We start from the raw sequence: 17291 nt of genomic DNA on the forward strand, positions 1-17291 counted from the left end.
TTGCCATGCACCTCGACCACTCTCTGCCTCACCAGCACGCCTCCAGCGCTTCGGCGACCCGGCCCGACGGCAGCCGCCGCGCCCTGCGCCTCGGCCTGGGCGGCCCCGTCGGCTCCGGCAAGACCGCGGCCGTCGCCGCGCTCTGCCGCACGCTGCGCGACCGCTGGTGCATCGCCGCTGTCACCAACGACATCTACACCCGCGAGGACGCCGAGTACCTGCTGCGCGAAGCCGTCCTGCCGCCCGAGCGCATCACCGCCGTCGAGACCGGCGCCTGCCCGCACACCGCGATCCGCGACGACATCTCAGCAAACCTGGAAGCCGTCGAACACCTGGAAGCAACCCTCCACCCCCTCGACCTCGTGCTCGTCGAGTCCGGTGGTGACAACCTGACCGCCACCTTCTCCAAGGGCCTCGTCGACGTGCAGATCTTCGTCATCGACGTCGCCAGCGGCGACGACATCCCCCGCAAGGGCGGCCCCGGCATCACCACCGCCGACCTCCTGATCGTCAACAAGACCGACCTCGCCCCGCACGTCGGCGCCGACCTGGACACCATGGCCATCGACGCGAAACGACAGCGCGGCGACCTGCCCGTCATCTTCACCAATCTCACCTCCGACGACGGCGTCCGCGAAGTCGCCGACTGGGTCACCGGCCACCTCACCCAGTGGCACGCCGGGGCAACCGTATGAGCCCCTCCACCAAACTCACCGCCATCTGCGCCACGTCCGACCTCGACATTCCCCCAGCCGGCGACCAGGAGCCCGCCGGACACCCCGACGGCGTGCATGCCACCGCCCGCATCCGCGCCGCGCACAACGGACGCGTCACCACCCTCCCGCAGTTGCGCAGCGACGGCCCCTTCCACCTGCGGCGCCTGCGCACCCAGGGCAGTGCCGCCGCGGTGGGGATCATCGGCGCGATGAGCGCCCCGCTCGGTGGCGACCGGCTCACCCTCGACATCACCGCCGAGGACCGGGCCGAGCTGGAAGTCACCACGGCCGCCGCCACACTCGCCCTGCGCGGTCCCACCACCGACGCGGCCACCTACGACGTGCGCATCACCGCCGGAGAACACGCCCATCTGCGCTGGCTACCACAGCCCCTGATCAGCGCCGCCGACAGCAACCTGCGGCAGACGTACACCATCGAACTCGCCGCCACCTCACGGCTGACCCTGCGAGAAGAGCAACTCCTGGGCCGGGCCGACGAGGAACCAGGCCACCTCGTCAGCCGGATCCTGGTCCACCGTGCCGGGCGCCCGCTACTCGACCAGCACACGGCCTACGGAGCCCCAGAACCCGGCTGGGACGGCCCGGCCGTCCTCAACGGACACCGCGCCGTCGGGCAACTCCTGATCGTGGACCCACGCCTCGACCACCGACAAGACCCCATAGTGCTCGGCGACGGCACCAAGAACGGGTGCGCCGTCCTCGCACCACTGGCCGGCGGGCCCGCACTACTCGCCACCGCCATCGCACCCAGCGCGTCAACTCTGCGGAAACTGCTCGACGAGGCACACGCACACGCCCTCGACCGCTAGCGCGGATGGGCTGCCAACCGGGCGGGCGACGGGACCCAGCGTCGGACCAGTCGCTACTGAGGTTTGAGATGAGCGGCTGCCCGCCGGATCGTCGGTCACGGCGGCGGACACGTGAATGCTGCTGTCTGGATCGAAGAAACTCGGGCAGCCGGTCCCGGGCGATGCGCCTACTGCCCTGACCAATGGTCCGCTGGTAAGCGGACCAGCGGCAGTAACTGCTTGTGACCGCCGGACGAATCGAGGAAACTTCCGCAGCGCCCCACCGGCCACAGGCAGTGGGCCCTTGTCGAGGGTGTCCGCGATCGGGGGGCCATCCCCGCGGGTGCGGGGATGGTCCCGTCTCGCCGAGCTTGCCCTGACCTAGGAGGCTCTGCTCCCCGCACCCGCGGGGTGGCCCGTCCATTCGCCAGAAGTGCGGAATGTGGGCGTCCTGCTCCCCGCTCCCGCCGGGATGATCCCGGCTCAATAACCCGCCTCCGGAGAGGGCGAAGTCCCCGCCGTCACCGCGGGGTGTTCGCCACTCCGGGCCGGGGTGGCCGCCGGCGTCGGAGCCGGTCCACTTCTGGGCGCGCTGGAAGTCAGCGACGTTGAGGCGGTCCGCCTCGCCCCAATCGCGGGACGGGCCGACGCGGTAGTGCTTCCCGAGGCCCTTGCTCACAAGCTGCTGCCCAAGCGCGAGAATCGACCCGTTCGACTTGCCGGGACCGAAGACGCTGCGGCCGGGGAACGCCGGCGCCCCCGGCTTGGGCATCGCCCCTGTGGTGGGCCACTTCGGCATCGGGCCCGGGTCGGTGTGCAAAATCACCCGCCCTGACGCCCTGACGCCCTGATGCCACCACCGAATCCTTGACTTCGCGGCATTGGTCCAGAAGCTGCCGGTGACGTGCGCGAGTCAATCGCACGACGCGGCGGGCGAGTTGAAGCGGGTGGGTTCGGGCGCGTGCAACAACAACAGGGCCTCCGGGAACCGCTCGGAATGGGGTCGCACCCCCGAGCCACCAAGAGGCCCTGCCTTCGTGCGCGTACCGCCGGAAGATCACCCGACCAGGAACTCCGCTCGATCCACACGTTCCCAGATCGGTTCGGATACGGCTTCTCAACTAGACGCATACCTAGCAGGCGGTGACGTCGGCCCCGGGATCCGGCACCGTCATGGCCCAGGTCCCCATGGCCTCCAAGACGTCGCGCAGCCCTGTGCCGAGAGGGGTGAGCGCATACTCGACGCGCGGCGGGATCTCCGCGTAGGTCGTGCGGGTCACGATGCCGTGCCGCTCGAACTGGCGCAGTCGGCTGGTCAGGGTGTGCGGACTGATGCCGGGCAGGGCCTCGCGCAGCTCGGTGAAGCGGTGGGGGCCGTTCAACAGTTCGCGCACGATCAGGGTGGCCCACGGACCGTTGAGCAGGGCGAGGAACCGGGCGACACCGCACTCGGGCAGAAAGGAGTCCGTCACATTTTTGACTGTACCCCATTAGTGCAGTTGATGTAACTGATGCATCGCATGCACTAATGAAGCCATGACCTACGTGATTCACGGCGCCACCGGCGCCCAGGGCGCCCCCGTCGTCGCCGCTCTCGCCGCCGCGGGCAAGCCCGTAACCGCTCTCACCCGCAACCCGGACGCCGTCGTGGACGGCGCACGCGTGGTGGCCGCCGACTACTCCTCCACGGAGGAACTGACCGAGGCATACCGCGGCGCAAACGGGGTGTTCGTCCACCTGCCGATGGTCTCCGAAGAGGACCGCCAGACCTATGCGCGCAACATCATCGCCGCCGTCCGCGCAGCCCGCCCGGCCCGCGTGGTGCTCTCCACCAGCGGTGCCCCGACCGACCCCGACACCGGCGGCGCGGCCGCCATGCTGGCCAGCGGCCTGGCGGACAGCGGGGTGTCCCACGCGGTGATCGCACCCACGTTCTACCTGGAAAACCTCCTCATGCCGTTCGTCGTCGACACGGTCCGCGAGCGGGGCGTCCTGCCCTACCCGATCCGCGCGGACTTCCCCGTCTCCTGGGCATCACACCTGGACATAGCCGATGCCGCCGTCGCCCTGTTCGACCGATCGGACGTCACCGGCGTGGTCTCCGTCGGCCAGTATCCGGCGATCACCGGACCGGACCTGGCGAAAGCGTTCGGCGCCCGCTTCGGCCAGAACGTGGACTTCGAGCCGATCGCCCCCGAGCAGTTCCGCACTTCCATCGCACCGCTGATCGGCGAGGGCCCCGCCGCCGACGTCGCCGGACTCTACACAGCCATGAGCACGCTTCCCGACCGCTCGATCGCACCGGAGAACTCCGCCCAGAAGTTGCTGGACATCACCCCCCGGACCACGAGCCAGTGGCTGGCCGACATCGGCCTCTGACCGCAATCACTGCCGACTCGTCCGAACTCGGCAAGCAGGACTTGACAGACCGCCGCACCTCGTGGGCGGCCTGCCAAGTCCTCAAGAACCGCCGACCGCCCGCACCTTGGGCCCGCACGCCCCACTTCCCCACGCTGAACTTGACAGGGAATGCTCCCGCTCGGCGACGAGCCGTCTCAAGTCGTCGCCGGTCGGGGTGTCCGGGCGGAGCCAGTTGCTGACATCCACGGCCAGTACGATCCGCCCGTCGGCCGCCCTCGGCAGCGGCAGACCGGCCGGCGTGCGGCGCAACCGCGTCGACTCCAACCGGCCCGTCCGCGCACAGGATCGCGTCGGTGAGCTCGAAGAGCGCATCGGCGCGGCGGTACAGGCAGTCGCAGAAGTCGACCCGAAAGTGGACAACACTCCCAATGCCTCGCCTGCGGGCGCGTCGACGGGGAAACTCATGGGCAGCGGCCGTTCTTTCATGCTTCGTTACTCGACATCTCGAAGCGTGAAGAACGGCCGCGTCACGTGCCGCCGGTTCCCGGGGATCTCAGCAGGCCGAGCGACCTGCGACGTTAGACGCCAAGCTCAGGGACGTCGCCCCGCACGACCTCGGCCCATGGCCCGCCAGGACCTCGTCGTCCGTGAGAAGAAGTACTGGCAGAGGCGCCGACTCAGTGCGGCTTCTGGTGCACGGAGTGGTGATTTCCCGTGCACGGAACAGGGCCCGCCGTGAGGGGCGGCTTGGGCACACTGCCAGCAGTCCGGACGTTCACTCCCCGTTGCGGGCACGTGAAGTGGTGGTGCGCCTAGCCGTCCGGACGCCTGCCACGGGGGTGCGACCGTCGCCTCCGCCATGTCGGCGCTGCACGCCGACATGGCCACCAGTCACCGGAGAAACCATGACCTCAGATTTCCTAGTCCTCGGTGCGGGCACCGCCGGATCCGTGATCACCCGTCGTCTCCTCGACGCCGGCGCGACGGTCACGCTCGTCGAAGCGGGTGGCGACGAAACCAATCCAGCCCTGCACGACCTGTCACGCGTGGGTGAGCTGTGGCAAGGCCCGGAAGACTGGAGGTACGTCAGCGCTCCCCAGCCCCACGCGCTCAACCGCCGCCTGAGCCTCCCGCGCGGCAAGGTCGTAGGGGGTTCCAACCAGCTCAACGGCACCATCTGGGTCCGGGGTTCGGCCTGGGACTACGACTCGTGGGCGGCCGCGGGCAACACCGGCTGGGACTGGGCGTCTGTCGAACCGCTGTTCAAGCGGATCGAGCGGGACCTCACGACCGGCGAGGGCCTGCTCGACCTGGTACAGCCTGAGCTGTCGCCGATCCAGCAGTCAATCATCGACGCCGCCCTTGCCTGGGGACTGCCCTACAACAGCGACTACAATGACGGCACGCTCGACGGCGTGTCCCGGATGAGGCTCAATCTCCGTGACGGCAAGCGGCAGTCGACCTGGGCGGCGTACATGCGTCCCGTGCTGGATCATCCCCGCCTCGTCCTGCACACTGACACAATCGTCGACTCCCTGGTGGTCGAGAGCGGCCGGGTGACCGGCGTCCGGGTCATGGACCGGGGCGGCGAGCACCGGGTGCTGTCCGCTGGCCAGGTCGTCCTGAGTGCCGGCGCGCTCGCCTCGCCCGCCGTACTGTTGCGCTCCGGTATCGGACCGGCGGCGGAGCTGGAAACGCTCGGCATCAAGGTAGTCGCGGACGTGCCTGGGGTCGGCAAGAACCTCCAAGACCATTTCCTCGTGCCGGTCGTCTTCGGTGCCCGCAAGCCCATCGATCCGCCGCGCCCCTTCGAGCCGGTGACCCAGACCCATTGGTTCTGGAAAACTGATCCGTCACTTCCGGTCCCGGACACCCAGCCAATCAACTTCAGCATCCCCTTCTACTACGACGCAGGCATGACCGGCCCGGAGGCCGGGTTCACCCTGCACGCCGGGCTCATCCGGCCCGAAAGCCGGGGCACACTTTCCTTGAGCAGCCGCGACCCGCTCGCCGAACCGGTCATCGACCTCGGCTTGTTCACCGCCCAACGTGATTTGGCCACCCTCGTGGCCTCCGTACGGCAGTGCCGTGAGGTGGGGCGCCAGAATGCTCTGGCGGACGACTGGGGCGCCTACGAGGTCCTCCCCGGACCGCAGACCGATGACACCGACGAAGCGCTGGCCCGCTGGGTACGCCGGGCGGTCAACACTTACCACCACCAGGCCGGCACCTGCCGCATGGGCGTGGACGACGAGGCGGTGGTCACCCCGGACCTGCGATGTGTCGCGGTGGAGGCCCTCATGATCGCGGACGCGTCCGTCATGCCGTCCGTCACCACGGGCAACACCAACGCGCCCACGGCAATGATTGCCGAGAAGGCGGCGGAAATGATCACCAACGGCTGACCACCGTGGCGTGAAGCGCCGCCCGGCCGTCAGCGCCACCTTCCACAAGTCCTTCCCGCAACACGTCCCGCGGCTGGGGCCCGCGGCAGAGAGACCTGTGAGTCCCAAGGCACGTCTCCGGCGCCTGTACAGGCACCCAATCGTGCACCAGCGTGACCAACTCGGCGTCGGTGAGCTGCGGGGCGAACCCCACGGCCGGCCGCTGCCATGGCGCGAGATGACGGAGACGCCTGCACAGAGTGCGATCGCGAGGGTGTCCAACTCTGTCTTCACACACTGACATTGGACGCCCTCGTCCCATGGGCGCAGCCGATCCCTTGGAATCGTTCATATAGGGGATCACTGAAAATGTTGGGGTTGTGGCCCCGGCCCGGTTGGGCCGGGGCCAGTCTTGTAGGCATGCAGGGGGAATGGGCGGGGGGAGATGGCCGGGCCGGATGTGTGGGAGACGTGCCGGGAGTTGATCCCGGCCGGGAGCGTGTTCGCGTTCCTGGCCGAACACAGGGAGGCCCTGTTCCCGCCGTCGATGTTCGCCGACAGGTATCCCTCGTCCAACGGTCGTCCGAGTCTGCCGCCGCAGGTGCTGGCCGCGACGGTGGTTCTACAGAGTCTGCAGGGGCTGTCGGACTTCGAGACGGTCCAGGAACTGCGGTGTGATCTGCGGTGGAAAGCGCCTGCGGGCTTGGCCTGTACGACACGGCTTTCGATCCGTCGCTGCTGACGTACTTCCGGCGACGTCTGCGCCACTCGACCGATCCGACGCGGATCTTCACCAAGGTCAAGGAGGTCGCGGCCGCCACCGGCATTTCGAAGGGCAGGCAGCGCAGGGCGCTGGACTCCACCGTCCTCGATGACGCGGAGGCCACCCAGGACACCGTCACTCAGATCATCTCCGCCGTCCGCCGGGTGATCCGCGAGGTGCCCCGAGCCCTGGAGGTGGCCGCTGAGCACTGCCACGCGCACGACTACACCGACCCGGGCAAGCCGAAGATCGCCTGGAATGACGAGCAGGGGCGCGCCGCGCTGGTCGGTGTCCACCGTCGATCCCGACGCCCGGCACATCCACCGGAGCGAGGCAGGCGAAGCGGGTTGTCTGGGCGACCAGCTGGCCCACCTCAGGAGGTCGCGTGCTACCCAGTCTCCTCGCCCGTGACGGGCAACGGATCGTCAGCGGCTCTGAATTGGACATTAGCGGCCGGAATGGAGTGCACAAGGCAGCGGGTGCACGACTGATCGCCATTGCGTGCACGCGCCGCACGGGCGGTGCGTGAGTGTCCGACTCTGTGCATTCCCTGGCGACTGTCCGTGCACCCAACGGCGCACCGAGCGGTTCCGGGCACGTCAAAGTCTCCCTGGCCCGTCCCAGTTCTGTCGGGTACCAGATCGCAAGGAGATCGTTGATGAGCTATCGCCACGAGCACTTCTACATCGGTGGAACGTGGGTGCGGCCCTCCACCGAGCGCCTCATCACCCCGATCAACCCGAGCACTGAGGAGCCGCTGGTCTCCGTTCCGGAGGCGGTGGAGGAAGACGTCGACGCGGCGGTTCGCGCGGCGCGTGCGGCGTTCGACGCACCCGGCGGATGGGCGACCTGGGAACCCGGGCGCCGGGCCGAGGTGGTGGAACGCTTCGCTGCGGAGCTGGACGCGCGGGCGGAAGCCATTGCCACAGCCGTCAGCAGCCAGAACGGCATGCCCATTGCCGTCGCCCGGCAGTTGGAGGTGGGTTACCCCAGCTCGGTGCTGCGCTACTACGCCGACCTGGCCCGCACCACTGAGTTCACCAAAACCCGTGCCGGACTGCTCGGCGGTTCCGTGGAGGTCCGCAATGTGCCGGTGGGCGTTGTCGGGGCCATCGTGCCGTGGAACTACCCGCAGGCGCTGTCGGTGTTCAAGATCGCTCCTGCGATGGCCACCGGCTGCACGGTGGTCCTCAAGCCCTCCCCTGAGGCGGTGCTCGACTCGTTCGTGATGGCGGAGGCCGCGGAAGCCGCAGGCGTGCCCGCGGGTGTGCTCAACATCGTGCCCGGCGGCCGGGATGCAGGCGCGCATCTGGTGTCCCACCCCGGCGTCGACAAGGTCGCCTTCACCGGTTCGACCCCGGCCGGCCGGGCCATTGCCGAGGTGTGCGGGCGGCTGCTGCGACCGGTGACGCTCGAACTGGGCGGGAAGTCGGCCGGCATCGTGCTCGACGACGCCGTCCTTGAGCCAGCCGTTATCGGCGAGGACCTGGTCCGGGCGACGTTCACCAACAATGGACAGACCTGTTTCCTCAGCACCCGCATCCTGGCGCCCCGCAGCCGCTACACGGAGGTGGTGGACCTCGTCACGGAACTCGCCCGTTCGCTGCCCGTTGGTGACGCACTCGATGAGCGGACTCTCGTCGGCCCTCTGGTCACCGCGCAGCAGCGGGAGCGGGTGGCGGGCTACATCGCGAAGGGTCGCGCCGAGGGCGCCAGGGTGACCACTGGCGGCGGCCGACCGGTCGGTCTGGAACGGGGCTGGTTCATGGAACCCACTGTCTTCGCCGACGTCGACAACCGTTCCGTCCTCGCGCAGGAGGAGATCTTCGGCCCGGTGCTGTGTGTGCTGCCGTACAACGATGTCGACGACGCGGTCAGCATGGCCAACGACTCGGACTTCGGGCTCGGCGGCACGGTGTGGACCGCGGATCCGGAGCGTGGAGCTGCGGTCGCCCGCCGGGTGCGCACCGGCACGATCGGCGTGAACCGCTACCTGCCCGACCCGGTGGCGCCCTTCGGCGGGGTCAAGGCCAGCGGCCTGGGACGCGAACTCGGCCCCGAGGGTATGCAGGCGTACCTGCAACCGCAGTCGCTGTACCGCTGATCCATACGCGGACACGCTCGGACCATCCCATGGTCGGAGTCCCTTCATGTCGGGGTCGTATATCCCCGTAGGGACCGCACACGTCTCCCTGCCGCCACCCAAGGTGTGGAGTCGGCAGAACCTCAGCGCAGGTAGAGGCAGCCGCCGTTGGCATCCCAGCACGTGGCAGAGACGGTGTCCCGTGCTCTGCGGAGAGTGGACAGCCACGTCCGCAATGGACTCGGGACGCCCCAGCCAGCCGACCGGGATCATGGCCTCGGTCTGCGCCGGGTTCTCCGGGACCCAACTACGGTCTGCCGGCCCACCGGAGGTCCTGTAGAACGCGCCGTTGAGGTTGGTGTCGACCAGAGCGGAGAAGCGCTCCGGCGTGATGTCCTCATGGCTTCGATCTCGAAGTGTCCAGCGTCTACACCAGGACGCAAGAAGCCGGGAGAAAGCGGTGGTACGAAGCCGGGATCGATGCGGTGGAGTTGCGCAGTGCCAGCCCGGGTTGCAGACAAGGACTCCCCTGGGACAACTGACAGAGCTGGGCACATGGCGCCTGGGCGCTGCCAGGAGGGCTGGACGAGCGAACGGTGTTCCGGGCGGGCGCGGAGAGGGGTGTGCCGCACCCTGCGAGAACAGCCGGGCCGTCGGCTGCGATGCCTGGATTCACAGGGCGAGGACTCGGCCACCTTGATGTGGAGTACTGTGCGCGTAGCACGCCCCCGAGGTGGAACGGCGTGCACCCTTCCCACCATTGCATGCATGGCACCGGCCACAAGGCTCCTGCGGCCTCCCTGTCTCCGCGGGCCTTTACGCAACGTGGCCCCCCGGTGAAACATTCAGGCACACGGCGGCGGCGTTGGGCGGGCTACCAGTGACAGAAGAACATCTCGCAGGTGGAGTGCAGTATGGGTTCATTTGTGACCACCGAGACCGTCGTCGGCGCGGAAAGATTCGATCACTGGGCACACGAGATGTCCAGGATCTTCGCCGGCCTCGACAGCCGCCCTCTCGCCCGCGTCCCATTCCACGGGAAGGCCACCAGCGACGCAGTCGGGCGACTCCAGCTTGCCTCGATCGACGCAGGGCCACTGACGGTCCGGCGTACCAGGAGCCTGACGGCGCAGCGCGAAGAGGACCACTACAAGGTGGCCCTGCAGGTCGCCGGCACCTGCGTGGTCGAACAGGACGGCGTCCGCGAGTCATTGGCCCCTGGGGACATCACCATCTGTGACACCTCGCGTCCGTACACATTCACCTACGAAACCGACTTCCGCACCGTCCTGATGATGCTGCCGCGCCCGATGCTGCCGGTGCGTGCGGAGGCAATGCAAAGCATCACCGCGCGGCGGCTCAGCACGGACAGAGGCACGGGGGCGGTCGTGGGGCCGTTCCTGCGGTCTCTCGGCGCGCAGAGCCATACCTGTTCGGAGGCTGCCATCCTGAGCCTCATGGACGGCGCGGTCTCGCTGGTCACGGCCCTGGTGTCGGAGACGCTCGCCGGGGCGGCGCCAACAGCTCCGCAAAAGGCAATGATGCTGCGCATCCGCAGGTACATCGAGAACCGGCTGTCGAACCCGGATCTCACGCCGGACTCGATCGCCCAGGCGCACGCCATCTCGCGCCGTTATCTGTTCAAGCTGTTCGCCGCCGAGGACTTGACGGTCGCCGGCTGGATCCGGGCCCGCCGTCTGGAGCACTGTGCCCGTGAGCTGGCCAGCCCAGCGTCGGCGGAGCAGCCAATCAGTATCGTCGCCGCTCGGTGGGGCCTGCTCGACTGCCGCCACTTCAGCCGGGTATTCAAAACCGCTTACGGTGAGACGCCTCGTGACTTCCGCCGTCGTGCGCTGGCCGACGCCGCTGACCGCTCGTGAGCTTGACTCCGAAGCTCAGAAGCCGTATCTCAACCGATCATGGAACGTGTGGTTCGAACAGGCTTCCCACCTGGGTGATCTTCCCGTTGTACGCGCATGAAGACAGGGCCTCTCGGTAGCTCGGGGATGCGAATCTGACCGAGCAGTGCCGGGAGGCCCTGGTGTCCTTGTTGTGCGTGTCCGAGCCGGTCCAGTTCAACTCGGCTGCTCCACCATGTGATCGCCTCGCGCATGTGTACGGCAACGCGGCCGACCATCCCGATCGGGTGCGCCGGTATCCGTCGGACATGACGGTCGAGGAGTGGGCGGCCGTGCGGCCGTTGCTGCCGGTGCCGGCCTGGATGAATGGGCGGGGTGGACGCCCCGAGGGCTACTGCCACCGCCAACTGCTGGACGCGATCCGCTACCTGGTCGCGGGCGGGATCTCCCGGACGAGTGAAGCCCTGGTAGGCGGGTTCACGACCAAGATCACCAGTGCCACCAGAGGCTTCACGTGCTTGTCTACCCGTCCGGACTGGACCTGTCCAGCGCACATCTTCGCTTCCTCACCGCTCGTATCCGCGAACGCCGCCGTGCGGTCGGCAGCCGCTGGCGCCGGTTGAGCCCCGGCCGACAGACCCTGCTCGCCCTCGCCCACCTGCGCAACGGGCATCCCTACGCCCAGCTCGCAGCCGGGTTCGCCATCGGCAGGACCACGGCCTACCGGTACATCACCGAAGCCGTCGACCTCTTGGCCGCCCGGCACCCACGCTCGAACAAGCCGTCCGAGAGGCGTCGAGGAAGGCGTTCGTCCTGCTCGACGGCACTCTCCTGCCCATCGACCGGATCGCCGCCGACCGGCCGTTCTACTCGGGCAAACACAAGAAGCACGGCATGAATGTCCAGGTCCTCGCCGACCCGGCCGGACGTCTCCTGTGGGCCTCACCCGCCCTGCCCGGAGCCGTCCATGACATCCGCTCCGCACGCGAACACGGCATCCTCGACGCCCTCGTCTCAGCAGACATCGACCGCTGGGCGGACAAGGGCAATCAGGGCGCCGGACCGGCTGTCAGCGTGCCGTACCGAGGCCGCTGGGAGACCCTGTCTGAGGGGCAGCAGGCCGTGAACCGCTCGCAGGCCAAGATCCGAGCCCTGGTCGAACCCGCTATCGCCACCCTCAAGACCTGGCGGCTCCTGCGCAACTCCGGTGCAGCACCACCCGCACCCGCATCACAAGCCTCGTCCAAGCCGTCCTCACCCTCCACCTCACGTGCTCAAACAAGGCTCACTGAAGAACTGATCTGGCCGCGATGAACGCGTGCGCCGCTCACTCAATTGACGGATCTTCGGATCCGAGGAACTGGCCTCCTGCTCGCGGTCCTGGTCACCGCAGTCGGCGTCCAGGACTCCGTGGCCGGCGCCCGCCTTCTCAACCGGGTCACCGCCGACCACCCCACGATCCGCAAGACCTGAGGGGACGGCGGCTACCGCAAGCGCTGTGTCGAGCACGCCGCTGCCCTCGGCATCGACATGGAGATCACCGCCAGCAAGCCCGGGACCAGGGGATTTAACCCGATACCGAAACGCTGGGCGGTGGAGCGGACCTACGGCTGGTTGATGTCGTCATCCGCCGCCGCACCTGACGCTCTGCCCAGTCCCTGGCTCAGCGCGGAAGACCCGCGCCATCCGGCGGGTCTGCGGCGCCGGGCCCACACTGACCAGGTCCCGCCGTAACCGGCGAGGTCTCTCGGCACGGTCGTCATACCGGCCACGCTGGCGCAGCCGTTTCGCTCGACTCGGCTGAGGGCCGCCGGGGGCTGGGGACGGTGACCGGCAGACCGAGGCGAGCCGCTTGTCCATCTCCAGCCGGAACGTTCCGGATGTCTCCATCCCGCCGGTGCACGGGCTCGCCCGGTGCGCGGGCACCGGGCGAGCCCGCTCGCTCGGTCCGCGGGCTCAGTTGTCGAAGACGATGTCCTCGATGTCGTGGGTCCAGCGGACCTTGCTGTCGTTGACCTCGATGATGAGGTCGAGGCCGGTGCTGGTGTGCCCGGTGGAAAGGATGGTTTGTCCCTGGGTGGTCGGCTTCGTCGTGAGCCGACGGAGTCTGCGTCGCCGGGCCGCATGAGGAACTGCCAGAGCTAAGGGAGCCGCGGGCCAGGCCCGCGCCAAGAGCCTGCTCGAAATCGGCCGGGCCCGCGCTGCCTCCTATGCCGCCACGGACGCCGCGAGTGGGGAGAAGGGTGGGTGTAGTCGTGGTGGTGGCGTTTCTGCGAGGCAGGAACGCACAGGCGATGCCGTCGTCCGGCCCCTGGTCCTCGTCCAGCACGCGTTGTACACCGGGTGCCAGGCCGCTGCCGATCACGTGTAGACGATCTGGCCGCCTGCCGCGTACTCATAGAACTCGCCGACAGTGATGATGTCCTGGACCTGATCGATGAGGTCGCCCTTGTCCAGTTCAAAGAGGTCCACGGACGCCTTGCAGGCGTAGATGCCGGCTCCGGTATCGGCGATCATCTCGATGAACTCGGGGATGGGCGGGATGTCGAGCTTCTCCATCTTCCGTTCCATGTACCGGGTGATCAGGTCGGGTACGCCCGGGAGACCTCCGAGGAGGGTGGGCAGGTGGAGTCCGGGGTTCCCGACGGTGGCCAGCTTGATGTGGCCGTACTGCTTCTTGGTGACGGCGTCGAGGCCGAAGAAGGTGAAGAACAGGTCGGCCTCGATGCCTTCGGCGCGGGCGCCGTTGGCCATGATGAGAGCCGGGTAGATCCCTTCCAGGGACCCCTTGGAGACGATGATCGAGACCTTCTCGATCGTGCCGGTGTCGGCCATGGCAGGCAGTCCTTCGGTTGTGCCCATATACGGGCGGGTCGGACGAGGACGTCAGATGCAGCCGCGGGGCTTGGGGATTCCCGCGATCTTCGCGGCGGTCTTCGCCGGGCCCTGGGGGAAGAGCTGGTACAGCTCCTTCACGCTCACGCCGGACGCCTTGCCCAAGATCCGGACGGTGGGGCCGGTGCCCTTGGCGGCGTGCTCGGCACGCATGAACTTGATGACCTGCCAGTGGCGGTCGGTCAGCGTCTCGATGCCCAGCTCGCGGGCGATGCCCGCGGCCATGGGCTCGGTCCACTGGCCGGGGTCGGCGAAGAAGCCTTCGTCGTCGACGGTCACGGACGTGGCGTCGTAGGTGGCGCTGGACATGGCGGTTCTCCTTGGCTCAGGTGTGGATGTGGTTCTTGCCGTGCTCGGGCATCGCCGAGCCGATGCCGGGCAGCTCCCGGCCGGGCAGCAGGCTGTGCCAGTACAGCCACTCGAAGGCGAGCTTGCCGAGGTGGTTGGCGTGCGACTCCTTGAGCAGCGGCAGGCCGACGGCGGCCGGGAAGTGGCCGGGCAGCGGCTCGGTGTCGTAGTTGAAGTCGATGAGCAGGGCCTTGTGGAAGCCGGTCTCGATGAAGCAGTTGGTGTGTCCGTCGTACGACGCGTCCAGCGGCTGCCCGGCGAGGAAGCGTCCGATGTTGTGCGCCAGCACCTCGCCCTCGAAGTGCGCCACCGAGCCGGCCTTGGAGGCGGACAGGCCCGCCGCGTCGCCGATGGCGAACACGTTGGGGCGGTCGGGGTGCTGGAGGGTGTGCTGATCGACGCGGACGAAGCCGAGCTCGTCGCCCAGGCCCGGGGACCGGCCGACGTACTCGGCGCCGCCGTGCAGCGGAACGACGACAGCCAGGTCGAACGGCACCTCGCGCTCGTCGTACGAGATCAGTCGCCCGCCGGGGCCGTCGACCTCACCGAGCGTGAACTCGGTGACCAGCTCGATCCGCTTCTCCTCCAGCAGGCCGCTCAGCGCCTTGGAAGCGACCGGCTTGGTGAAGGCGCCGTCCAACGGGGTGACGTAGGTCAGCTCGACCCGGTCGCGGATCCCGGTCCGCTGGAAGTACCAGTCAGTGAGGAAGGCGAACTCGAGAGGCGCGACGGGGCACTTGATCGGCAGGTCCGCCACGTTGACCACCACCCGGCCGCCGTCGAAGTGCTCCAGTGCGTGGTGCAGGCCGACGGCGCCGGGCAGGTCGTAGAAGGTGAAGACCTTCTCTCCCCAGCCGGGCCCGGTGAGCCCTTCGGTCTCCTCTGGCAGCAGCGTGGCTCCTGTCGCCACCACGAGGACGTCGTAGTCCAGCGAGCCACCCCCGACGAGGTGCACCTTCTCCGCGTCCAGGTCCACCCGGTCGATCTCCGCCCGCTGGTATGCGATCCCGTCGTGCAACTGCCTCGGCCGGGACCGGACGAGAGCGTGCGGCTGGGCGAGGCCGAAGGGCACGAACAGCAGCCCGGGCTGGTAGACATGGTCGTCGTTCTGGTCGACGACCATGATCCGGCACTCGCTCTCGCCGTACAGACGCCGCAGCCGATTGGCCGTGAGCGTGCCGGCGGTACCGCTTCCCAGAATCAGAATGCGTCTGTTCATGGCTCCACTGTCGGGAGTGGGTTGACGTGTGGTCAGGGGCCGTTGGTCCCTTGCCGGTTACCCATGGGGGTATACCTTCGGCCGGGAGGCGGACCGCCAAGGCGCCGGTCCCGACGCGCAGCATCCGACCGCCCGGGAGTGGCAGTCCGGCGGGTTCGGCAGTCGTGGGTTGCCGTTCGAGGTGCGGCCGTGAGAGCACGCTCTCCCTCGCCGTATGAGCATCTCCGCCCGGCATTCAAATACCCGGGAGGGTATCTCGGTCCAGGTTCGTCGGCCTGGGGCCGAACGGCCCCCTTCCCACTCCCGTCGGCCTCTCCCGCTGTCGCCCGGCCCGCGCTCCACTGGAGATCAACAGCAGTGGACACTGACGAGGAGGCGCGGTCATGACCCGGACAGGAACGGAGACCACCACCGCACGGCTGCCGGAAGCGGACGGGCACCGGCTCGAGGTCACCCATGTCGACGGCGACGTGTACGCCGTCTCGGTACGGGGACATCGGCTCCTGGTCGATCAGCCCAAGGATGTGGGCGGCGAGGACATCGCGCCCACCCCCACCGAGCTGTTCGCCGCGTCCTTGGCCACCTGCGTCGCCTTCTACGCAGGCCGTTATCTCCAGCGCCACGGCCAGGACCGCGCCGGGCTGCGGGTACGTACCGAGTTCGCAATGGCCACGGACCGTCCGGCCCGCGTTGCGGCCGTCCAGGTCACGGTCACCCCGCCGCCCGGACTGTCCGAGCAGCGCCGCGCGGCCCTGCTCGCCGTCGCCTCGCACTGCACCGTCCACAACACGCTCCACCAGCCGCCCGAGATCGGTATCGCACTGGAGTCATGAGTACGCCACTGGCACCACCCGCATCGCCGCACCCGGAGTGCATCCGTCGGGGGCTGATCGGCAACGACGAGGCGCTGGACGGGCGGACGGCACACGCCGGATCCTCTACGCCGCTGAAAACCGGCTGCTGGGTGCAGCAGGGACCGATGGCCTCCGGGAGGGACCCACACGGCCCTCCTGGCGGTACCTGGTCAGCGGCCACGCTGGTAGGAGGCCCAACCCGGCGGGCACCCGCCGGGGTCGAAGGAGTTGATCGCCATGACAACCCTGGCGGGAATACCGGACCGTCCGGTCCGGGTGAACGCGGTGCTCGACGCTCCGCTGTCCCGGTTGCTGTGGCTGGTGAAGTGGATCCTGGCCGTCCCGCACTATGTGGTGCTGTTCTTCCTCTGGATCGCGTTCACCGTGGTCAGCGTGATCGCGTTCTTCAGCATCCTGTTCACCGAGCGCTATCCACGCACCTTGTTCGACCTCAATCTCGGCGTGCTGCGCTGGAGCTGGCGGGTCGCCTACTACTCGTACGGCGCCCTGGGCACCGACCGGTACCCGCCGTTCAGCCTGGGTGAGGAGCCCGACTACCCGGCCCGGCTGGACATCGCCTACCCCGAACACCTCTCCCGCGGCCTGGTGCTGGTGAAGTGGTGGCTGCTGGCCATCCCGCACTACATCGTCGTCGGTTTCTTCCTCGGCGGCTGGCACCTCGGCTGGTGGGGCGGCGGCCTCGTCGCCGTGCTGGTGGTGATCGCCGCCGTGACCCTGGCCTTCACCCAGAAGTACCCGAAGAGCCTGTTCGACCTGATCCTGGGCCTCAACCGGTGGGTGCTGCGGGTCGCCGCCTACGCCGCCCTGATGACGGACACGTATCCGCCGTTCCGGCTCGACATGGGCGGCACCGAACCGGACGGACCGGAGGTGCTGTCGTGACCGCCCTTCTCTACTGAACCCCAGCCCCCCCAGGTCATGCGGTACTGCCGACGTCCTCCACCAGGGACGCGGCATCGTCGGAATCGTACGTCTGCAG

At 68.4% G+C, this 17291-nt stretch carries 13 protein-coding genes and 6 pseudogenes; 12 read left to right on the plus strand and 7 right to left on the minus strand.

Going from position 1 to position 17291, the window contains the following annotated elements:
• The first annotated feature begins 5 nt into the window (after positions 1 to 5).
• Both ureG and OHA11_RS06410 read left to right on the plus strand, forming a co-directional pair.
• Positions 6 to 695, plus strand: a complete 690-nt coding sequence (gene ureG / locus OHA11_RS06405) for an urease accessory protein UreG (protein ID WP_266492858.1) — start codon at positions 6 to 8, stop codon at positions 693 to 695.
• Positions 692 to 1546: an urease accessory protein UreD gene (locus OHA11_RS06410; RefSeq protein ID WP_266492860.1), complete on the plus strand. Its 855-nt coding sequence runs from the start codon at positions 692 to 694 to the stop codon at positions 1544 to 1546. The genes ureG and OHA11_RS06410 overlap by 4 nt, the downstream gene beginning before the upstream one ends.
• 529 nt (positions 1547 to 2075) lie before the next feature.
• Here the strand turns inward: OHA11_RS06410 and OHA11_RS06415 are convergent.
• A pseudogene (locus tag OHA11_RS06415) lies at positions 2076 to 2324 on the minus strand (peptidoglycan-binding protein); the annotation flags it as partial.
• Between the two features lie 334 nt (positions 2325 to 2658).
• On the minus strand, positions 2659 to 2997 hold the full coding sequence (locus tag OHA11_RS06420) for a helix-turn-helix domain-containing protein (protein ID WP_266492862.1): 339 nt from the start codon (positions 2995 to 2997) through the stop codon (positions 2659 to 2661).
• Positions 2998 to 3061: 64 nt separating this feature from the next.
• On the opposite strand from OHA11_RS06420, the gene OHA11_RS06425 reads away from it, so the two are divergent.
• Positions 3062 to 3904 (plus strand): SDR family oxidoreductase, encoded by an 843-nt coding sequence (locus OHA11_RS06425; RefSeq protein WP_266492864.1) that lies wholly within the window; start codon positions 3062 to 3064, stop codon positions 3902 to 3904.
• A gap of 198 nt (positions 3905 to 4102) precedes the next feature.
• Here OHA11_RS06425 and OHA11_RS06430 read toward each other — a convergent pair.
• Positions 4103 to 4351 (minus strand): annotated as a pseudogene (locus tag OHA11_RS06430) (transposase); the annotation flags it as partial.
• Between the two features lie 440 nt (positions 4352 to 4791).
• Between OHA11_RS06430 and OHA11_RS06435 the strand changes: the two are divergent.
• From OHA11_RS06435 to OHA11_RS48300, 7 genes and pseudogenes are all read left to right on the plus strand, one after another.
• On the plus strand, positions 4792 to 6291 hold the full coding sequence (locus tag OHA11_RS06435; protein ID WP_266492867.1) for a GMC family oxidoreductase: 1500 nt from the start codon (positions 4792 to 4794) through the stop codon (positions 6289 to 6291).
• Positions 6292 to 6715: 424 nt separating this feature from the next.
• Positions 6716 to 7320: pseudogene (locus OHA11_RS06440) on the plus strand (transposase); the annotation flags it as partial.
• Between the two features lie 371 nt (positions 7321 to 7691).
• On the plus strand, positions 7692 to 9137 hold the full coding sequence (locus OHA11_RS06445) for an aldehyde dehydrogenase (RefSeq protein WP_266492869.1): 1446 nt from the start codon (positions 7692 to 7694) through the stop codon (positions 9135 to 9137).
• Between the two features lie 905 nt (positions 9138 to 10042).
• Entirely contained in the window at positions 10043 to 10996 is a 954-nt protein-coding gene (locus OHA11_RS06450; RefSeq protein ID WP_266492871.1) for a helix-turn-helix domain-containing protein, read from the plus strand.
• 233 nt (positions 10997 to 11229) lie between these two features.
• Positions 11230 to 11409, plus strand: a pseudogene (locus OHA11_RS06455) (transposase); the annotation flags it as partial.
• Positions 11410 to 11489: 80 nt separating this feature from the next.
• Positions 11490 to 12267 (plus strand): annotated as a pseudogene (locus tag OHA11_RS06460) (transposase family protein).
• Positions 12268 to 12337: 70 nt separating this feature from the next.
• A pseudogene (locus OHA11_RS48300) lies at positions 12338 to 12595 on the plus strand (IS5/IS1182 family transposase); the annotation flags it as partial.
• A 336-nt stretch (positions 12596 to 12931) separates the two neighbouring features.
• Here the strand turns inward: OHA11_RS48300 and OHA11_RS06470 are convergent.
• From OHA11_RS06470 to OHA11_RS06485, 4 genes are all read right to left on the minus strand, one after another.
• Positions 12932 to 13147: a hypothetical protein gene (locus tag OHA11_RS06470; RefSeq protein WP_266492875.1), complete on the minus strand. Its 216-nt coding sequence runs from the start codon at positions 13145 to 13147 to the stop codon at positions 12932 to 12934.
• A gap of 189 nt (positions 13148 to 13336) precedes the next feature.
• Positions 13337 to 13810, minus strand: coding sequence for a DsrE/DsrF/DrsH-like family protein (locus OHA11_RS06475; protein ID WP_266492876.1), 474 nt, complete (start codon positions 13808 to 13810; stop codon positions 13337 to 13339).
• A 51-nt stretch (positions 13811 to 13861) separates the two neighbouring features.
• Positions 13862 to 14179, minus strand: a complete 318-nt coding sequence (locus tag OHA11_RS06480; protein WP_266492879.1) for a TusE/DsrC/DsvC family sulfur relay protein — start codon at positions 14177 to 14179, stop codon at positions 13862 to 13864.
• Between the two features lie 16 nt (positions 14180 to 14195).
• Positions 14196 to 15437, minus strand: a complete 1242-nt coding sequence (locus tag OHA11_RS06485) for an NAD(P)/FAD-dependent oxidoreductase (RefSeq protein ID WP_266492882.1) — start codon at positions 15435 to 15437, stop codon at positions 14196 to 14198.
• 383 nt (positions 15438 to 15820) lie between these two features.
• Here OHA11_RS06485 and OHA11_RS06490 point away from each other — a divergent pair, with 383 nt between their 5' ends.
• Both OHA11_RS06490 and OHA11_RS06495 read left to right on the plus strand, forming a co-directional pair.
• The gene (locus OHA11_RS06490) at positions 15821 to 16270 is read left to right on the plus strand and encodes an OsmC family protein (RefSeq protein ID WP_266492883.1); all 450 of its coding nucleotides are present in this window, start codon (positions 15821 to 15823) and stop codon (positions 16268 to 16270) included.
• Between the two features lie 258 nt (positions 16271 to 16528).
• A complete protein-coding gene (locus OHA11_RS06495) occupies positions 16529 to 17194 on the plus strand; it encodes a DUF4389 domain-containing protein (protein WP_266492885.1) in 666 nt (221 codons plus the stop codon).
• Positions 17195 to 17291: the final 97 nt, after the last annotated feature.

The organism is Streptomyces sp. NBC_00878 (genome assembly GCF_026341515.1).
GTDB lineage: Bacteria > Actinomycetota > Actinomycetes > Streptomycetales > Streptomycetaceae > Streptomyces.